This is a genomic window from Lactococcus formosensis, assembly GCF_037892375.1.
Taxonomy (GTDB): domain Bacteria; phylum Bacillota; class Bacilli; order Lactobacillales; family Streptococcaceae; genus Lactococcus; species Lactococcus formosensis.
This window is the reverse complement of sequence record NZ_CP141721.1, coordinates 1,889,746-1,906,917: the sequence shown is the minus strand read 5'-3', so window position 1 is coordinate 1,906,917 and position 17,172 is coordinate 1,889,746. Positions and strand designations below refer to the sequence as shown.

The following is a 17,172-nucleotide window of genomic DNA, read 5'->3' as shown; positions in this document are numbered from 1 at the left end:
ATGTCTTTACAAGAAAAAATTATCAAAGAATTAGGTGTTAAACCAACAATCGATGCACAAGAAGAAATCCGTAAATCAGTGGATTTCCTCAAAGACTACTTAAAGAAATATCCATTTATTAAAACCTATGTTTTAGGAATTTCTGGAGGGCAAGATTCAACATTGGCTGGCCGCTTGGCACAGATTGCCATGGAAGAAATGCGTGCAGAAACGGGAAACGAAGCTTATACATTTGTAGCTATTCGTCTGCCTTATGGTACACAAGCAGACGAAGAGGATGCGCAAAGAGCACTGGACTTTATTAAACCAGATAAAAGTTTAGTGGTGAATATCAAAGAAGCTGTTGATGCTCAAGTTGCTGCTTTAGAAGCAACTGGTGTGGAGATTTCTGACTTTAACAAGGGAAATATCAAAGCCCGTCAACGTATGATTAGTCAATATGGGATTGCTGGTGGGATGCAAGGTGCTGTTTTGGGAACAGACCATGCAGCTGAAAATATTACTGGTTTTTATACGAAATTTGGTGATGGTGGCGCTGATCTGTTGCCGCTCTTCCGTCTCAATAAACGTCAAGGTAAAATGTTGCTCGCTGCTTTGGGTGCCGAAGCTTCTCTTTATGAAAAAGTTCCAACAGCAGACTTGGAAGATGGTAAGCCTGGTTTGGCAGACGAAGTTGCTTTGGGCGTGACTTATGAGGATATCGACAACTATACAGAAGGCCGCTCAATCAGCCCTGAGGCACAAGAAAAAATCGAAAATTGGTATCTTAAAACGGAACACAAACGTCACTTACCTATTACCGTTTTTGATGATTTTTGGAAATAATATATAAAAAGACGTGAGCGCCTAGGCTGGCGTTTTTTTATACCTAAATCAATAAAATGCGAGTTGAGAGTATGGTATAATAGAGTAATATAAACGCTTACAGGAGGAATATTATGTCCTATATTGAGATAAAAGATGAATCTAAAATTTATCAATCTGGTGGAGAAAAAATCTATGCCAATGATCATGTGAACTTTGCAATCGAGAAAGGGGAACTTGCGGTTATCCTAGGTACATCAGGTGCGGGTAAGTCAACGATTTTGAATATTTTAGGCGGCATGGATTCTAGTGATGAAGGTCAAGTAATAATAGATGATATAAATATTGCTGAGTTGTCTGCTAAAGAATTGATCACTTATCGTAGACGTGACGTTGGTTTTGTTTTTCAATTTTATAACTTGATTAATAATTTGACGACCAAGGAAAATGTCGAATTAGCTTCAGAGATTGTCGAAAATGCGCTTGATCCTGTAGAAGTTCTTCAAAATGTCGGCTTGGGTCATCGCTTGGATAATTTTCCCTCACAACTTTCAGGGGGAGAACAACAACGTGTGGCTATTGCGCGTGCTATCGCTAAAAATCCTAAAATCCTTCTCTGTGATGAACCAACCGGAGCATTAGACTATCAAACAGGTAAGCATGTACTGAAAATACTGCAGGACATGTCGCGCGTTCAGGGTGCAACAGTGATTATTGTGACCCATAATGCTGCCATTAGTCAAATTGCGGACCGTATCATTCATGTCCATGATGGTCGAGTCAAGGAGATTACGGTCAACGACAGTCCGGCAGATATCGAAACGATTGAGTGGTGATTCGATGAAAACAAAAACCCTCAATAAAAGTATAAGGCGGTCGATTACTGGATCCTTTGGACGTTTCATATCTATTTTCTCCCTCATGGCTTTGGGGGTCTTTGCCTTTGTCGGTTTAAAAATGTCTGGGCCAAATATGAGGGCAACGGCTGAGGAGTTCTATGCGCGGCATCACTTGGCAGATTTGAGCATTACTTCAACAATGGGTTTAAATGCATCGGACCAAGCGCTTATTCGCCAGGCAGATGGACTCAAAACGGTGGACTTTGGCTACTTTCGTGATATCTTGTTGCCCGATAAGAAAACATCCTTGCGTATTTTCTCGCAAGCAGATAACCTTTCGACTTATGAGCTCATTGCAGGAAAAATGCCCCAAAAAAGCAATGAAATTGCCCTTGATTTTCTCTACCAAGACAAGTATAAGCTTGGCGATACAATCCGCGTAACTGAAGAAAAAAATGAGGGATCATATCTTCTAAAAAACCATGAGTTAAAGCTGGTCGGTTTTGTCAAATCAAGTGAATTTGTTGATAAAAGTCTATACGGTCCGACCAATATAGGAACGGGACAGCTTAACGGCTATGCCGTGGTCCCTCCTGAAGCTTTTCAGTCAGATGTGTATATGATTGCACGCTTGAGTTTCAAAACCATGCAAGGCCTCAGTCCATATGATTCACAATTTAAGGAACGCTCAGACTATTACCAACAAAAGCTTAAAAATCTTTTGGAAGGACAACCTGAAAAGCGTTTAGCGGAGATAAAAGAAGAGCCACTAGCTCAGTTAAATCAAGCCCAGGATAAACTGAAAGCAGAAGAAATAAGACTGCAAGAATCACAGAATGTGCTCAATCAACAAAAAGCTTTAGCTGGTGAAAATCCTCAACTCCAAGCCCTGCAGGAAAGTTTGAATACAGGTAAATCAAAACTTGTAGAAAGTAAAACTCAACTGCAAGAACAGAGAGATAAACTAGAAGCGCTTGAAGCTCCAGAATATACCGTAAATAATCGAAAAGAAGGAAACCCGGGCTATCAAACCTTTGTTGATAATTCCACTCGTATCGATGCCCTCTCAAACATTTTTCCCGTCGTGCTCTTTGCGATTGCCGTACTTGTAAGTTTAACGACGATGACACGTTTCGTGGAAGAAGAACGAGGCAATATGGGCTTACTTAAAGCCTTGGGTTACACCAATGCTCAAATTCGGAAAAAATTTATCGTATATGGAGCTGTTTCAGCCTGTGCCGGTGCAACTGTAGGTGTTATTTTAGGTCATGTTGTGCTTCCTCATGTGGTATTTAACGCTTATTCGGCTTCCTCTACATTTTCAGGATTGATTTTGACTTTCTCACCTTTCTGGACGCTTGTTTCCTTTGTTATTGCGCTTGCCTGTACCGTTTTGCCCGCTTATTTGGTGGCTCAATCTGAGTTGCGTGGCGCACCAGCGTCACTCTTCTTAGCCAAACCACCTAAAGCAGGTTCGCGTATTTTCTTGGAGCGAATCAAGCCGATTTGGAAGCGTATGAGCTTTACTTATAAAGTAACAGCACGTAACCTTTTCCGTTACAAACAGCGAATGTTGATGACTATTGTTGGGGTTGCGGGATGTACAGCACTTCTTGTTATGGGCTTTGGTATCCGTGATTCTATCTCAGGGCTTAGTCAACGACAGTTTGGCGAAATTTTACACTACAATATGCTTGCGGTTTCTCAAGATAACTTGAATAAACAGGAGCAAGATGAACTTGACCAGTTTTTACAGTCAGACAATATTAAGTCTTACGCTCCAGTTCACTTTGAACAACTGCATCAAACGATTAACGATAATCGTCAGGATATTAGTTTAATGGTTCCGGAGAAGGAAGAGAACTTTAAACAGTTTGTAACACTGCGTAATCGTGTAAGTAAAGAGAAGCTGTCTTTACCAAAAGAGGGTGCAGTAGTAAGTGAAAAATTGGCAGAATTGCTTGGAGCAAAAGTTGGACAGACCATTTCGTTAAAAAACGATCAGGATAAAACAGTAAAAATAAAAGTTGCAGGCATTACCGAGATGTATATGGGGCACTATATTTTTATGAATCAAAACCAATATAAGGAGCTGTTTGATGCACCAATAAAGACAAATGCGCATCTCTTGAAGCTTCGAGATACATCAAAGGCTAAAAGTCAAGCCGCTTCGGCTGACTTTATGCGAAATGCTGGGGCGCTCACTGTATCGCAAAATAGTGATTTACAAAATACAATCGATGCCTTTTTACACGGAATCAACAGCGTCATGTTTGTACTTATTGGCTGTGCTATTCTATTAGCTATCGTTGTTATTTATAATCTTACCAATATCAACGTTTCTGAGCGAATTCGAGAGTTGTCAACGATTAAAGTACTGGGCTTCTATGATCGTGAAGTAACACTCTACATTTATCGTGAGACGATTTTACTGAGCTTTATGGGAATATTAGCTGGCTTTGGCTTGGGAGCTTACTTTCATCATGTGATTATTACCATGTTACCGACCGACATGATTATGTTTAATCCTAATCTGTTATGGAGTAACCTGTTGCTCTCAACACTCATTACCTTAGCTACAACTTTAGCCTTAAGTATTGTCGTCCATCTTAAACTCAAAAATGTCGATATGCTGGGTGCATTAAAGTCTGTGGATTAAAAAAAAACTGTAGATTTATTCTACAGTTTTTTAGTTTAATGTTCGTAATTTTCAACTTTACGTTTGGCATCTGTGATTTGTTGCCCTTTTTCTTCGTGGGCGAGAATTTCCTCGAAGGCCGGAAGTTCCAAGTCTTGCCCATATTTTTGATACAAAGCAGTTGTGACGAGGCGATAGGCCAAGCGTGCATTGCGCGAAAGAATGGGGCCGTGGAAGTAAGTACCAAATGTATTTTTATAGTGGAGCCCTTCGGTGTCATCGTCGGGATTGTTCCCGCCACCATAAACCACTTTACCTAAAGCTTTTTCGCCTTCACCAAGATAGGTAATTCCCGAGTGATTTTCAAAACCATAATAAGTTTCTCCAAACTCTTCGTTATGAATTTGAATATCGCCAATGAAACGGTCATTGCCAAGGTTTTTGGTGTAGTGCGGCAAGATACCAGTACAGTCAATCTTGTTGCCAGCAGCATTGATATAGTACTGACCTAACATTTGATAGCCGCCACAGATGGCAAGCATAGGCTTTTCAGCCTCAATATAGGATTTGAGTGGTGCTGTGATATTTTTGAAGCTGTCCGCAATGATTTCTTGTTCATAATCTTGACCACCGCCCCAGAAGACAAGGTCATAAAAATCTTGATCAAAACTATCTTCAAGGGAAACTATATCAAAAGTCATTTCAGCGCCTAATTTTTCGCCGACATACTTAAGCATGAGTATGTTACCGTTATCACCATAAGTATTCATCAAGTCCCCATAAAGATGGGCAACATGAAGGTTGTATTTAGGATTTTCTAAATTTGATGTTAAAGAAGTATAAACCATTAGTGCATCTCCTTTCCAATCATCTTGTTTTGTGCAAGCAACTCACGCATTTCTAACATTGCAGTGTAGGTTGCTAGGATATAGATGTGCTGATCTGCTTCATTTTTGAGAGCATCAAGGATTTGTGGTAGCGACTCAAGTTCATGAATTTTGCTTTCGTCAAATCCAGAAACACGATAACGACGAGCCATTTCACTATGGCGTACACCACCAACAAAGATTTGGTCAATATCCATGTCATGGACCAGCTCAAAGTTAGCATCCCAGATCCAGCTTGTGTCAATACCGTCAGCATAGTTGGCATTGAGCAAGCTAACCAAGGTAAATGGATAATCAGCAAGTTTCATCATTTCTAGTGCTTGATTCGCCCCGACAGGATTTTTAATCAAGACAATAGTAGCAGATTTATCGCCAATCTTAAAGGTTTCTTGACGGCCAAAGACGGCTTTAGATTGTTCAAAACCTGCCTTGATAGTTTCAGCAGGTACACCGTAAAATTCAGCGACAGAAACAGCAGCAAGAGCGTTGTAGATATTGTAAAGTCCACCCACATTGATTTTATAAGAATGATTATCAATGACAAACTGAGAAGAAGTATTGGTAATTTCTGTGAGCTCAGAAACACGGTAATCCAGCTCAGGACGTTTGAAACCACAGTTTTGGCAGATGTAGTCACCAAGATTGGCATAAGTATTGAGCTTATAATCTAAGATGTGATGGCATTCTGGACAAACAACCCCTTCAGTATTATAATGCGCACGTTCAGGCGCATGACTTTCATGGTCAAAACCATAATACTTGACGGGATTAATCAAAGTCTGTGAATGGAAGAGTGGGCTATCGCCATTGAGGAGAACAGTGGCTTCAGGTGCATTAGCGGCTCCCTTAACGATAAAGTCATACGTTGTATAAATCTCACCATAACGGTCCATTTGGTCGCGGAAAATATTTGTGAAAACAAAAAGTGAAGGCTTAATGTATTCGGTGATTTTTGGCAGTGATGCTTCATCAATCTCCAGAACAGCAAAGCCTTTTTTTCCTTTTTTTACTTTAGGTGCTGTCAAGAAAGTAGCAGTAATGCCGGTAATCATGTTAGCACCAGAAGTATTTGTGACAACTTTTCCAAAAGCTTTTTCGAGTATACCGACAGTGAGCGCTGTGGTCAAGGTTTTACCATTGGTCCCTGTCACAACGATAATTTCATAATCTTTTGTTAATGTAGCTAAAATTTCAGGATCAAATTTTAAAGCAATCTTACCAGGTAGCGTACTTCCACGCTTAAAGATTTTCTCTAAAACTAAGCGTGAACTCTTTCCTGCTAAAGTTGCGAATGAAGTTTTCATAGTCATAAATGATATTATACCATAGATTACAGTGTGGAGGAGGATAAACTTCTCGTTGGAAAAGATATTTTTTGCTGATAAACAAGGTAAGAAGAAGTTGTGTGGGGTGTTCTAACTTCAGTAGTTTTTTCGTTTTTCTTGCTCTTAGAAGAACAGGGTGTTATAATGGGTATAAAGAAAAGGACTTGCGCTAACAAGTCCCCTGTAGCCGTATTAAGAACGGTAGCAAGATTTATGTTAAAATAACGTCTGCCCTGCTAAAGTTGGACGTTATTTTTTATCGTTTTTATTAACCACTGTAATCATTAATAACGCAAATGCAATCATCAATGAGAGTGTTTCATATATCGACAAAAATTGTCGCCTTTCGTTTTTGTGAGGCCAGCTCACGATAAAATTACCATAAGCATCACCTCCGAAGGCTACCGTCCATAAACTTCTACCTTCTTATTATATCATATGAGTTGTTCTTTCAAAATGCGTTCTAGTATGACTATAACACAAAAAGCTCTTGGACATTGCCAAGAGCGGGGTGTAGGAGTTTTGAGAGTTCCTATTCATAGTATAATATAAAAAGTACAAAATTGAAAGAACGGAGTTTTGTGGGTGTTAAACGACAAGCAAGAAAGCTTCAAAATATGCTAAAATAAAAGCATGAAAAATGCGACTGAAATTCTGCAAAAGATGAATCCTAATCAAAAGGTCAATTATGATCGGGTTTATCAAAAAATGCGCGAAAGCTGGGAGGCTGAAGGTCTTCGTCCCAAAATTCTGCTTCATTCCTGTTGTGCACCCTGTTCAACTTACAGTTTAGAATATCTTTGTCAAAATGCTGATGTGACAATTTATTTTTCGAATTCGAATATTCACCCTCGTGCCGAGTACGAAAGGCGTGAGAAAGTGCAGGCTGATTTTGTTCAAGACTTTAATGTAAAAACAGGAAATAAAGTTCAATTTATTGCGGCACCTTATGAACCGAATAAATTTATGCAGATGGTGAAATTACATCAGCTCGCAGAAGAACCTGAAGGTGGTTCGCGTTGCACAGCTTGTTTTCAAATGCGTTTAGATATTGTCGCAGAGAAAGCTCAAGAGTTAGGTTATGATTATTTTGGTTCGGCACTCACGCTCAGTCCCAAAAAGAACGGCCAACTGATAAATGAAATAGGCTTAGATATGCAAAAAATCTATGCTGTCCAATACTTGCCTAGTGACTTTAAGAAAAACAACGGCTGGAAACGTTCCGTAGAGATGTGCAAAGAATACGATATTTACCGCCAATGCTATTGTGGCTGTGTCTTTGCAGCACGTCAACAAGGCATTGACCTTAAAGAAATTAATAGAAGTGCTGTAAAATTTATAAATAAAGTAGGCGACAAAAAATAAAAAAAGTTCTTGATAAATGAATCAAGAACTTTTTTTATTTAATTAGACAAGATAATCAATATAGTATTCTTGACGCTCAGAATCATAAATGAACTTAGTAAACTCAATCAGTCCTCCATTCGGATCAAAGGAAAATCGGTTACGCTGCAGAGCGAAATCCTCGGAAAAGTTAACGTATTGTTTCAAAGATTCGTCAATTTTTATCGCACGGAAAGTATCTTTTATCTGTGAAATAGGAAGGCTTTTATCATATAAAAGACGATAGAGAGAGAAGTTCTCATCACTCAAAATTTCCAAGGTTTCTTTTTCCTTTAATGCAAAATAATGCTTAGAATAAATGGTGGGTACATCATTTAAGGAATAGACTCGAGTTATTTCATAGACGTACGGCCAAGCAAATGTATGCTCCGTCATTGAACTCTCTTTTACCTCAATAATTTTACTTTTAACATTTATTCCATCCTTTTCAAGGAGGCGTGTAAACGGAATAGCATTATTAAGGATGTTAAAAGGTCGATTACTAATAATCGTTGTCCCTTTACCACTTTGTTTATGGAGGTAACCTTCCTGAACCAAAAGTTCAATTGCTTTCCGAATGGTAATTTTACTAACAGAAAACATTTCCACTAATTCATTTTCTGTGGGAAAAAGTGAGTTTAGCGGGTATTTGCCAGTAATAATATCATGTTTTAATTGATTTGAAATTTCTTGGTACAAGATACCTTTCATTCTTTTTCTCCTTTTCTCTTCTGAATATAATCCATCTATTCATTATAAACTATATTGGAAAAAATAGAAAAAATATAATGTTTAAAGATTGAACTTACAAGGAAATAGAGTAAAAGTTGAGTTAGTAAATATAGAGAAAGTTCAATATTTTTAAAATCAGTTGCGCTATAAACATTATAATGTTATAATGTTTCTGTAGTAAATAGAAACCGTTTTCATTCAAAAAGAAGAAAGGAAAAATTAATGAACGGATTAATTACATTTTTGGAGCAAAAAGTTTCTCCAATGGCAAACAGGATTGGCGGGCAGCGCCATATGCTAGCAATTAGAAAAGGGATTATTGCAACCTTGCCCTTAACCTTGGTGGGAGCGTTCTTTGTTATTTTCTTGAATTTCCCTATCCCCGCAGTAGCAGAAATGCTGACACCATATCTGACAGTACTCGATATTCCTTATCGCTTTACAGTAGGGGTCTTGGCATTATATGCAGCATTTGGTATTGCAAGTGCACTCGCACAAAGTTATAAGCTAGACACATTAACGGCGGGAATCGTAGCTGTTATGAGCTTTCTAGCTACAAGTATTCAACCTGTTCGCTTATTTGAGGATGTTCAAGTCACGGAGGTACAGACACAGGTTGTGGCCGCAGGACGTTACCTTAATATCGCTCAATTAGGCGCTCAATCTCTATTTGGAGCTATCGTGACAGCCATTATTTCTGTTGAAATATACAGATTTATGAAAGAAAAAAATATCACAATCAAAATGCCTGAGGGCGTACCTCCTGAAGTAAGCAATTCTTTTGCTGCTTTATTTCCAGCAGGCGCAAACTTACTTTTATTTTGGGGGATTCGTCATGTGATAGGCTTTGATATTAATGCAACTCTTTCAAATATTATCATGCCAATGCAAGATTTCTTAGCAGGAAATAGTTTGCTCGGGGGACTTGTAACTGTATTCTTAATCTGTTTCTTTTGGGTATTAGGTATTCATGGTCCTGCCATTATGGGTCCTGTTATTCGTCCATTCTGGGAAAGTTCAATCGCTGAAAATATGGATGCTTTTGCTGCGGGTACGCCGGCATCGCAGATGCCTAATATGTTTACGGAAATGTTCTTACAATGGTTTGTATGGATTGGAGGAGCAGGTGCTACCTTTGCGCTCATTTGTCTTTTCTTAACTTCCAAATCTTCATATTTAAAAGAGCTGGGACGTATTGGTTTCTTGCCAGGAATATTTAATATCAATGAGCCGATTATTTTTGGTGCCCCTATTGTCATGAATCCAACCTTGGCCATTCCCTTTATCTTATCTCCACTTGTTATGACAGTTATTGCTTATGTAGCGACGATTACGAATATTGTGCCAATGACAGTTTCACGAACCGTATTTACTGTTCCATCACCTATTGGTGCGATGATGGTTACAAACTGGCATATTATGGCAGCAGTGCTTGTTGTGGTCAATTTCTTTGTGAGTTTAGTTATTTACTATCCTTTCTTCAAAGTATTCGAAAAACAGTTGATGGAAAGTGAAAAGGAAGGAGAAAAATGAGTTACGATATTGCAGTTGTTTCCTTTATAACATTTCTTACAGCAATGATTTATTTGGAAAAAGGAAAAGTCCCCGAATTTTTAAGGAAAGGCAAACTTTTTAAAGTTATACCAATGCTTTTACTTTTTATCATCATGATGTTAACACTATCTGTTTTGACTCATATCTTGTATTTTGCAGTGGTTGCTACCATCATGAGCAGTTGTCTCTTATTGTGGCGGTTTAAATCCTATGTTGATCAGTGGGATAAGGTTTAAAGAGGAGAAAATAGAATGTTTAGAAGATTAGGAATGTCCATTTACCCTGATAATAGTAAGTTTGAAGAAGACTTAGCATATTTGAAGTTGGGAAATAAACATGGTTTTGAGCGTATTTTTATGTCAATGTTGGAAGTAACAGAAGGGAAAGAAAAAGTAGCAGAAAAGTTTTCAAAGATTATCAAAGAAGCAAAGATGCTAAATTACGAAGTAATTTTAGACATTGCCCCTAATATCTTTGATGAACTTGCTATCTCATATGATGATTTGTCCTTTTTCCATCAACTTGGGGCGGATGGTTTACGCTTAGATGTAGGATTTGATGGGAATAAGGAAGCAAACTTATCGTTCAATCCATTTGGCTTAGTTATTGAGTTAAATATGAGTAATGATGTGGCTTACTTGGATAATATATTGAGCTATAAAGCAAATAAACCTTATATTTATGGCTGCCATAATTTCTATCCGCAAGAAGGAAGTGCCCTCCCTTTAGAATTTTTTGAAAAATGTAGTCAGAGATTTAAAAATCAGGGGATTCGGACAGCGGCATTTGTTACCAGTCAAACAGCCCAATTAGGGCCGTGGGATATTAATGACGGATTACCTACATTGGAAATGCATCGCCATCTACCAATTAGCCTTCAAGCAAAACACCTTTTTGCGACAGAATTGATTGATGACGTCATTATTGGGAATGCTTATGCAAGTGAGGACGAAATCGAAAGTTTGGGCAAGATTAATCGGTATCAGACAGAATTTTCGATAAGCTTTGAAGAGAGAACAAGCGATATAGAAAAAAATATTGTTTTAAACAACCAGCATTTCCGACGTGGAGACATTACACAGCAGATGATTCGTTCGACACAAACGCGAAAAGATTATAAAAACGTAAATCCAGCCCATGACAATAAAGAAGTTTTCCAAAAAGGCGATATTTTGATTGGAAATGATGTTTTTGGTAAGTATAAAAATGAATTACAAATTGCTTTGGAACCCCATTATGATCCTCGGAAAAATAAGGTAGGATCTGTTGCAAAGGAAGAATTAATTTTATTAGACTACATTCAACCTTGGAGTAAATTCTTATTTAAAGAGGTATGAAAATGTACGATACATTGATTAAAAATGCAAAAACAATTCACGAAGAAACCATTGAAATAGGTATAACAAAGGGAAAAATCAGCAAAATTTCTGAAAAAATTACAGAAAAAGCGAGAGAAGAAATTGATGTTCAAGGCCTGTATGTTTCTGCAGGATGGATAGATGCTCATGTGCATTGTTTTGAAAAAATGACCTTGTATTATGACTATCCTGATGAGGTTGGAATAAATAGTGGCGTTACCACTATTGTTGATGCGGGCTCTACAGGCGAAAATAACATTAAAGATTTCTACCAGCTGGCACAAAAAGCAAAAACAAATGTTTATGCTTTAATGAATATCTCCAAAGACGGCATCGTAAAACAAAATGAACTGGCTGATTTATCGAAAGTAAATATTGAAAAAAATATGAAGCGCCTCCAGGAACTCCCTGAATTTATCATTGGTTTAAAAGCTCGTATGAGTAAAACAGTTATTGGTGAAAATGGTGTAAAACCTTTATTACTTGCAAAAGAATTACAACGTAAAGTAAATTTGCCACTAATGGTTCATATTGGGACAGCACCAGTGGATTTGGAAGAACTGTTTTCTTATTTAGAAACAGGAGATATTGTGACTCACTGTTTTAATGGAAAAGATAATGGAATACTCGATCAAACTGGAAACATCAAGCCTTTTGCAAAAAAAGCATATAAGAACGGTATTCATTTTGATATAGGTCACGGCACAGATAGTTTCAACTTTGAAGTTGCAAGACGGGCAAAAAAAGAAAATATTATTGCAGACTCGATAAGTACAGATATCTATTTACGAAATCGTAAAAATGGTCCTGTGTATAGCTTAGCTATAACGATGGAAAAATTGTTGGCAATTGGATATTCATTAGACGAGGTGCTTTTTCGAGTGACAGAAGCTCCAGCTGATTCTTTAAAAATTAAGAATAAAGGGCAACTCAAAGAAGATTTTGATGCAGATTTAACTTTTTTTGAGCTTATAAAAAGTGAGAAATATTTGATGGATTCTAATGGGAATAAAGAACAATCACATCAAAAAATTATACCGAGAATGGCCTTTATTAAAGGGGAAAAGTTCGATATTTAGAAGGAAAAAAGTGAGATGAACAGTTACGAAAAATTTGATTTAAAAAGAGTAATTAATGCGAGCGGGAAAATGACGATTCTTGGTGTATCAAAAGTGAGTGATGCTGTTGCTCAAGCACAAAAGGAAGCGGGGCAATCTTTTTTTGAAATGCAAGCATTAGTTGAAAAAAGTGGCCAGTATATTGCCAAGCTTTTATCTGTTGAAAATGCAACTGTTGTCTCTAGTGCAAGCTCTGGAATTGCTTTAAGTATAGCAGCCATTATTGGACAGGGACAAGAATATAATATTTACAATCCCTATAGCTCCAAAATCCAAAAACGTGAAATTGTTATGCCTAAGGGACATAATGTTAATTATGGAACTGGTGTAGAAGTGATGATACAAGTTGGGGGCGGTAAACTTGTAGAAGCAGGATGGGCAAATGAATGCTCACAAACGCAAGTTGAAATGGAAATTACAGAAAATACAGCAGCTCTTCTTTATATAAAAAGTCATCACACTGTTCAAAAAAGTATGTTGAGCGTTAAGGAAATGCAAGAAGTGGCGCTTAAGTACAATTTGCCCTTGATTGTTGATGCGGCAGCAGAAGAAGATTTGCAGACTTATTATCAGCAAGGTGCAGATTTGGTTATATACAGTGGTGCAAAAGCAATTGAAGCACCAACAAGCGCGATGGTTATTGGACGAAATCCCTATATTCCTTGGATTCAAAAGCAAAACAAAGGGCTTGGCCGAGCAATGAAAATTGGGAAAGAAAACATTGTCGGTTTAGTTGCGGCATTAGAATTATATTTAGCTAATGGTAATGAATCAAAAGAAAGTATGCTCCAGCGTCTCCGTCCTTTTGTCGATAAAATTAATGAAATCAAAGGACTTGAGGCAAGTATAGTTCAGGATGCGGCAGGCAGAGAAATCTATCGGGCGCGTGTTAAAGTGACAAGTAATCAAACAACAGCAGTAGAAGTCATCCAAAAGTTAAAACAAGGGGATTTGGCTATTTATACAAGAGAATATCAAGCCAATAATGGCATTATAGAATTTGATATTCGTGCCGTGAACCAAGAAGAAATGCTGGATATTGAGCGTAAATTAAAAGAGGTAATGGAGGCCATTGTATGAATGTTTTAGCATTTGGAGAAGTGATGATGCGCCTTGCAGTGCCAAACTATAAAATGCTAGAACAGACAGAATCCTTAGAGATGTCTTTTAGCGGTACAGGTTTAAATATATTATCAAGTTTGGCACATAATGGCGTGAAAACTCATTTGCTCACAGTGCTTCCATCCAATACTGTCGGACGAACTGCTCGAAGTTTTGTTCGAAAGTTAGGTGTTTCTGATGAAAGAATTTTGATTGAGGGGCAACATATAGGAAGCTATTTTTTAGAGATGGGCTATGGTAATCGTCCCAGTGAAGTAACCTATATGGACCGCAGTCAAAGTGCATTTTGTCAAGTTAAACTATCAGATGAAGCAATAAAAACGGCTCTTAAAGATATTGAACTTTTACATATTTGTGGAATATCCCTCTCAACATCGAAACAATCACGAGAAAATGCATTAAATTTAGCAAGGATTGCTCAAGAACTAAAAATTATGATTTGTTTTGATTTTAATTATCGGATGAGTCTTGTAAAAGCTAATGAACATGACATTTTAATAGATAGTTATAAAAAGATGTTACATTATAGCAATGTTGTTTTCGGAAGTGAAAAGGATTTACTTCTACTTTTAAAAATAGAACATTCGGATGAAGAACAAGTTGAAGTGCTTTATCGTAAATTTATGAGAGAATACCACGTTTCATTTTTTGGAGGAACAACCAAAGTGAACGAGGGAAATCGTAAAATACTCCAAGGTTTTCTTGCAAGTCAATCCGATATTGTCTACTCTCAGAAACGTGAAATTATTTCTTTTGATCGTATTGGTACAGGCGATGCATTTGCTGCAGGAATACTTATGGGTTTAATTGAAGATTGGACGTTACAGGAAACAGTTGAATTTGCAAGTGTTAACGCACAACTTTCATATACAACTTATGGAGACAGTCCCATCATAAGTCGAGAGCTTATTCAGGCAAAATTGATGGATGAAAATATCGATATTATACGATAAGAAGAGGAGGTCGAAAATGAACAAAACAATGAATTATCTAGAAAACCGTTTATGCTTAAATGTACTTGCCCACTCAGTGGACAATGCAATAGAATGTTATGAAGCTGCAGAAGGACACATTGTCTTGGGTGTACTGTCAAAAAATTATGATACAGACGAGGCGGCTATCAACGATATGAAACGCTATGCTGCAGCAACAAATAATGCGCTATCAGTTGGCTTGGGCGCTGGTGATCCCAACCAATCGGCAATGGTTTCTCGTTTGTCAAAAGTATTACAACCGCAGCACGTCAATCAAGTATTTACCGGTGTTGGCACGAGTCGCGCATTATTAGGGCAAGATGAAACGGTTATCAATGGTTTAGTATCACCGACAGGAACAGTAGGTATGGTGAATATTGCAACGGGGCCACTATCTTCTCAAAGTGCCGCAGGTATTGTGCCTATCGAAACAGCGATTGCTTTATTGAAGGATATGGGCGGAAGTTCTATTAAATACTTTAACATGAAAGGCCTTAACCATATTGAAGAGTATAAAGCAGTAGCAGAAGCCTGTGCAAAATATGATTTTTATTTGGAACCAACAGGCGGTATTGATTTAGAAAATTTTGAAGAAATTGTAACAATTGCAGTTGATGCCGGCGTTGAAAAAATCATTCCTCATGTCTATTCTTCAATCATTGATAAAAAAACAGGAAACACAAGAGTGGAAGATGTAAAGAGCCTTTTTGTGATGATGAAAGCCATTTTGAATAAATAAGAAAGTCAAGCCTCAGTCATAGGATAGAGGCTTTTTAAGTAGGAACAATAAAAATTCAAAAGAGTGTTATTTGTCGAAATATTAAGAGCTTAATTTTAGCGTTTGTTTATGTCATATGCTATAATTGTTGCATGGTTAAAAGTTTTATAAATAAAATGAGTGCAATTTTTCAGCATGGTTCTTTTAACACTCTGTATGGTGGGTTTTACGAAGGAACCATAACTGCTGGAGAAGCTTTAAAATATGGACAAATTGGTATTGGTACCTTAGATGGTGCTGATGGAGAAGTTATTATTCTTGATGGCACTGCCTATCACGGAAATTCTGAAAATCAGGTACGCGTAGTTAAGCCAGATGAGACTTTACCTTATGTTGCGGTGATTGATCACCAACCTTTTGCGACTTATAAAGTTAATGGTCTGACGATGCAAGCCTTGCATGACCTGACAGAGAAATTCCCAACACGGAACACAGCTTACAGTCTAAAAATGACTGGACACTTTGATTCAGTGGAAATTAGTTCTAAACCTGCAAAGAATACGAAAAATTATTTGGAAATACTGGCTGAACAGCCTCATTTTACCGAAAAAAATATTTCGGGAACGATTGTTGGTATCTGGTCGCCTAAGTTTTTAGAAGATCTGTATGGTGATGGTGCTCATCTACACTTTTTAAGTGACGACAAGACTTTTGGCGGTCACTTGACTGAATTTTTATCTGGACAAATTACCATTGAAGTTGGTCAAGTGGGGGAAATGAAGCAGGAATTTCCTCAAGAAAATGAAAATTTCAAGGCTATGCGCTTTGAGTAATAAGAGATAAAAACTACCTTTAAAAGGTAGTTTTTTTGTCGTTAAAATTTCTATGTGAAATAAATCGTAAAGTTTATCTTGAGCTGAGGTAAATTCCCACAAATAAATATAATTATGTTGCAAGATAAATTATAAAATAAAGAAGTGAGTTTATTCAAGGTGGATTCACATAATCTTATAAAAATTTATAGAGGAGATGTTTATTATGAAAAAAGCATTTTTAGCAACGATGGGTATGGGAATCTTGTCTAGCATGACGATGGCTTCAGCTACTACAGGATTCGCGGATGAAGCAGAGGCAAAAAATTCTACTGCTAACTTCACGATTACCGCTAAAGATCCAGGAAATCCAACGGATCCAGATAACGGCACGTTAACATTGAAAGAAGTACCAAGCTTCAACTATGGTGTTCTTGAAGCCAGCTCAATTTACTCAGGGTTCACTGGAAAAGCAGCTCAAGCTGAAGGAAAAGTTTTAGTTAGCGATACACGTTTGGGTACATCAGACTGGACATTGACAGCTAATATGGATAAATTTACAAATTCTAAAACTTCATTGGAAGGTGCAGCTTTAGACCTTTCAGCGGTCGGTACTTTAGGAGAAGATTTTACAGGTGTGATTAAAGATGACAAGAGCCCTGTAGAACTTGCAAAAGGTAATGGTTCGCATGGTAAAGATGAATTCCTTATTTCTGCAGAAAATGCTAAATTATCTTTGGGCGCAAATCCAAAGGCAAACTTGGCAGCTGATGATGCTTTTGAAACAACAATCAACTGGAACTTGAGTTCTTCACAACCCGTCGCTCCAACTGCATAATCTTTGTTGTCGGATAAATGAAAATGTATAAGCAAGTACGGGCAAAACTTAAGATTTGTCGGTTCTTGCT

17 protein-coding genes are annotated in these 17,172 nt (G+C 37.6%); 13 read left to right on the top strand and 4 right to left on the bottom strand.

Going from position 1 to position 17,172, the window contains the following annotated elements:
• The 3 genes from nadE (at position 1) to VNN39_RS09190 (ending at position 4,302) form a co-directional block, all read left to right on the top strand.
• Positions 1–825: an ammonia-dependent NAD(+) synthetase gene (gene nadE, locus VNN39_RS09200; RefSeq protein WP_252175838.1), complete on the top strand. Its 825-nt coding sequence runs from the start codon at positions 1–3 to the stop codon at positions 823–825.
• A gap of 113 nt (positions 826–938) precedes the next feature.
• Complete coding sequence (locus VNN39_RS09195) at positions 939–1,640, top strand: ABC transporter ATP-binding protein (RefSeq protein ID WP_252175839.1); 702 nt, start codon at positions 939–941, stop codon at positions 1,638–1,640.
• Positions 1,641–1,644: 4 nt separating this feature from the next.
• Complete coding sequence (locus VNN39_RS09190) at positions 1,645–4,302, top strand: FtsX-like permease family protein (protein WP_339007085.1); 2,658 nt, start codon at positions 1,645–1,647, stop codon at positions 4,300–4,302.
• A gap of 35 nt (positions 4,303–4,337) precedes the next feature.
• Here the strand turns inward: VNN39_RS09190 and gatD are convergent, their stop codons facing one another.
• From gatD to VNN39_RS09175, 3 genes are all read right to left on the bottom strand, one after another.
• Complete coding sequence (gene gatD, locus VNN39_RS09185) at positions 4,338–5,129, bottom strand: lipid II isoglutaminyl synthase subunit GatD (RefSeq protein ID WP_096368351.1); 792 nt, start codon at positions 5,127–5,129, stop codon at positions 4,338–4,340.
• Positions 5,129–6,478 (bottom strand): lipid II isoglutaminyl synthase subunit MurT, encoded by a 1,350-nt coding sequence (gene murT, locus VNN39_RS09180; protein WP_096368350.1) that lies wholly within the window; start codon positions 6,476–6,478, stop codon positions 5,129–5,131. The genes gatD and murT overlap by 1 nt, the downstream gene beginning before the upstream one ends.
• 264 nt (positions 6,479–6,742) lie before the next feature.
• Positions 6,743–6,862: a putative holin-like toxin gene (locus VNN39_RS09175; RefSeq protein WP_269843657.1), complete on the bottom strand. Its 120-nt coding sequence runs from the start codon at positions 6,860–6,862 to the stop codon at positions 6,743–6,745.
• Positions 6,863–7,126: 264 nt separating this feature from the next.
• Between VNN39_RS09175 and VNN39_RS09170 the strand changes: the two genes are divergently transcribed.
• Positions 7,127–7,858, top strand: coding sequence for an epoxyqueuosine reductase QueH (locus VNN39_RS09170; RefSeq protein WP_096368349.1), 732 nt, complete (start codon positions 7,127–7,129; stop codon positions 7,856–7,858).
• Positions 7,859–7,900: 42 nt separating this feature from the next.
• Here the strand turns inward: VNN39_RS09170 and VNN39_RS09165 are convergent, their stop codons facing one another.
• Entirely contained in the window at positions 7,901–8,587 is a 687-nt protein-coding gene (locus tag VNN39_RS09165) for a GntR family transcriptional regulator (RefSeq protein WP_338997570.1), read from the bottom strand.
• A gap of 243 nt (positions 8,588–8,830) precedes the next feature.
• Here VNN39_RS09165 and VNN39_RS09160 point away from each other — a divergent pair, with 243 nt between their 5' ends.
• The 9 genes from VNN39_RS09160 (at position 8,831) to VNN39_RS09120 (ending at position 17,102) form a co-directional block, all read left to right on the top strand.
• Positions 8,831–10,141, top strand: coding sequence for a PTS sugar transporter subunit IIC (locus VNN39_RS09160; RefSeq protein WP_213496524.1), 1,311 nt, complete (start codon positions 8,831–8,833; stop codon positions 10,139–10,141).
• Positions 10,138–10,398: a hypothetical protein gene (locus tag VNN39_RS09155; RefSeq protein ID WP_061413189.1), complete on the top strand. Its 261-nt coding sequence runs from the start codon at positions 10,138–10,140 to the stop codon at positions 10,396–10,398. The genes VNN39_RS09160 and VNN39_RS09155 overlap by 4 nt, the downstream gene beginning before the upstream one ends.
• A gap of 15 nt (positions 10,399–10,413) precedes the next feature.
• Positions 10,414–11,499, top strand: coding sequence for a DUF871 domain-containing protein (locus VNN39_RS09150; RefSeq protein WP_338997565.1), 1,086 nt, complete (start codon positions 10,414–10,416; stop codon positions 11,497–11,499).
• A gap of 2 nt (positions 11,500–11,501) precedes the next feature.
• A complete protein-coding gene (locus tag VNN39_RS09145) occupies positions 11,502–12,599 on the top strand; it encodes an amidohydrolase/deacetylase family metallohydrolase (protein ID WP_338997563.1) in 1,098 nt (365 codons plus the stop codon).
• Between the two features lie 15 nt (positions 12,600–12,614).
• Positions 12,615–13,718, top strand: a complete 1,104-nt coding sequence (locus tag VNN39_RS09140) for a DgaE family pyridoxal phosphate-dependent ammonia lyase (RefSeq protein WP_338997561.1) — start codon at positions 12,615–12,617, stop codon at positions 13,716–13,718.
• Positions 13,715–14,713 (top strand): sugar kinase, encoded by a 999-nt coding sequence (locus VNN39_RS09135; RefSeq protein ID WP_338997559.1) that lies wholly within the window; start codon positions 13,715–13,717, stop codon positions 14,711–14,713. The genes VNN39_RS09140 and VNN39_RS09135 overlap by 4 nt, the downstream gene beginning before the upstream one ends.
• A 16-nt stretch (positions 14,714–14,729) precedes the next feature.
• Entirely contained in the window at positions 14,730–15,473 is a 744-nt protein-coding gene (gene dagF, locus VNN39_RS09130; RefSeq protein ID WP_017369608.1) for a 2-dehydro-3-deoxy-phosphogluconate aldolase, read from the top strand.
• A gap of 131 nt (positions 15,474–15,604) precedes the next feature.
• Positions 15,605–16,285 carry an acetolactate decarboxylase gene (locus VNN39_RS09125; RefSeq protein ID WP_026063820.1) on the top strand — a complete coding sequence of 227 codons (681 nt, stop codon included), beginning with the start codon at positions 15,605–15,607 and terminating at the stop codon, positions 16,283–16,285.
• Between the two features lie 205 nt (positions 16,286–16,490).
• Positions 16,491–17,102, top strand: coding sequence for a WxL domain-containing protein (locus VNN39_RS09120; RefSeq protein WP_338997557.1), 612 nt, complete (start codon positions 16,491–16,493; stop codon positions 17,100–17,102).
• Positions 17,103–17,172 lie beyond the last annotated feature (70 nt).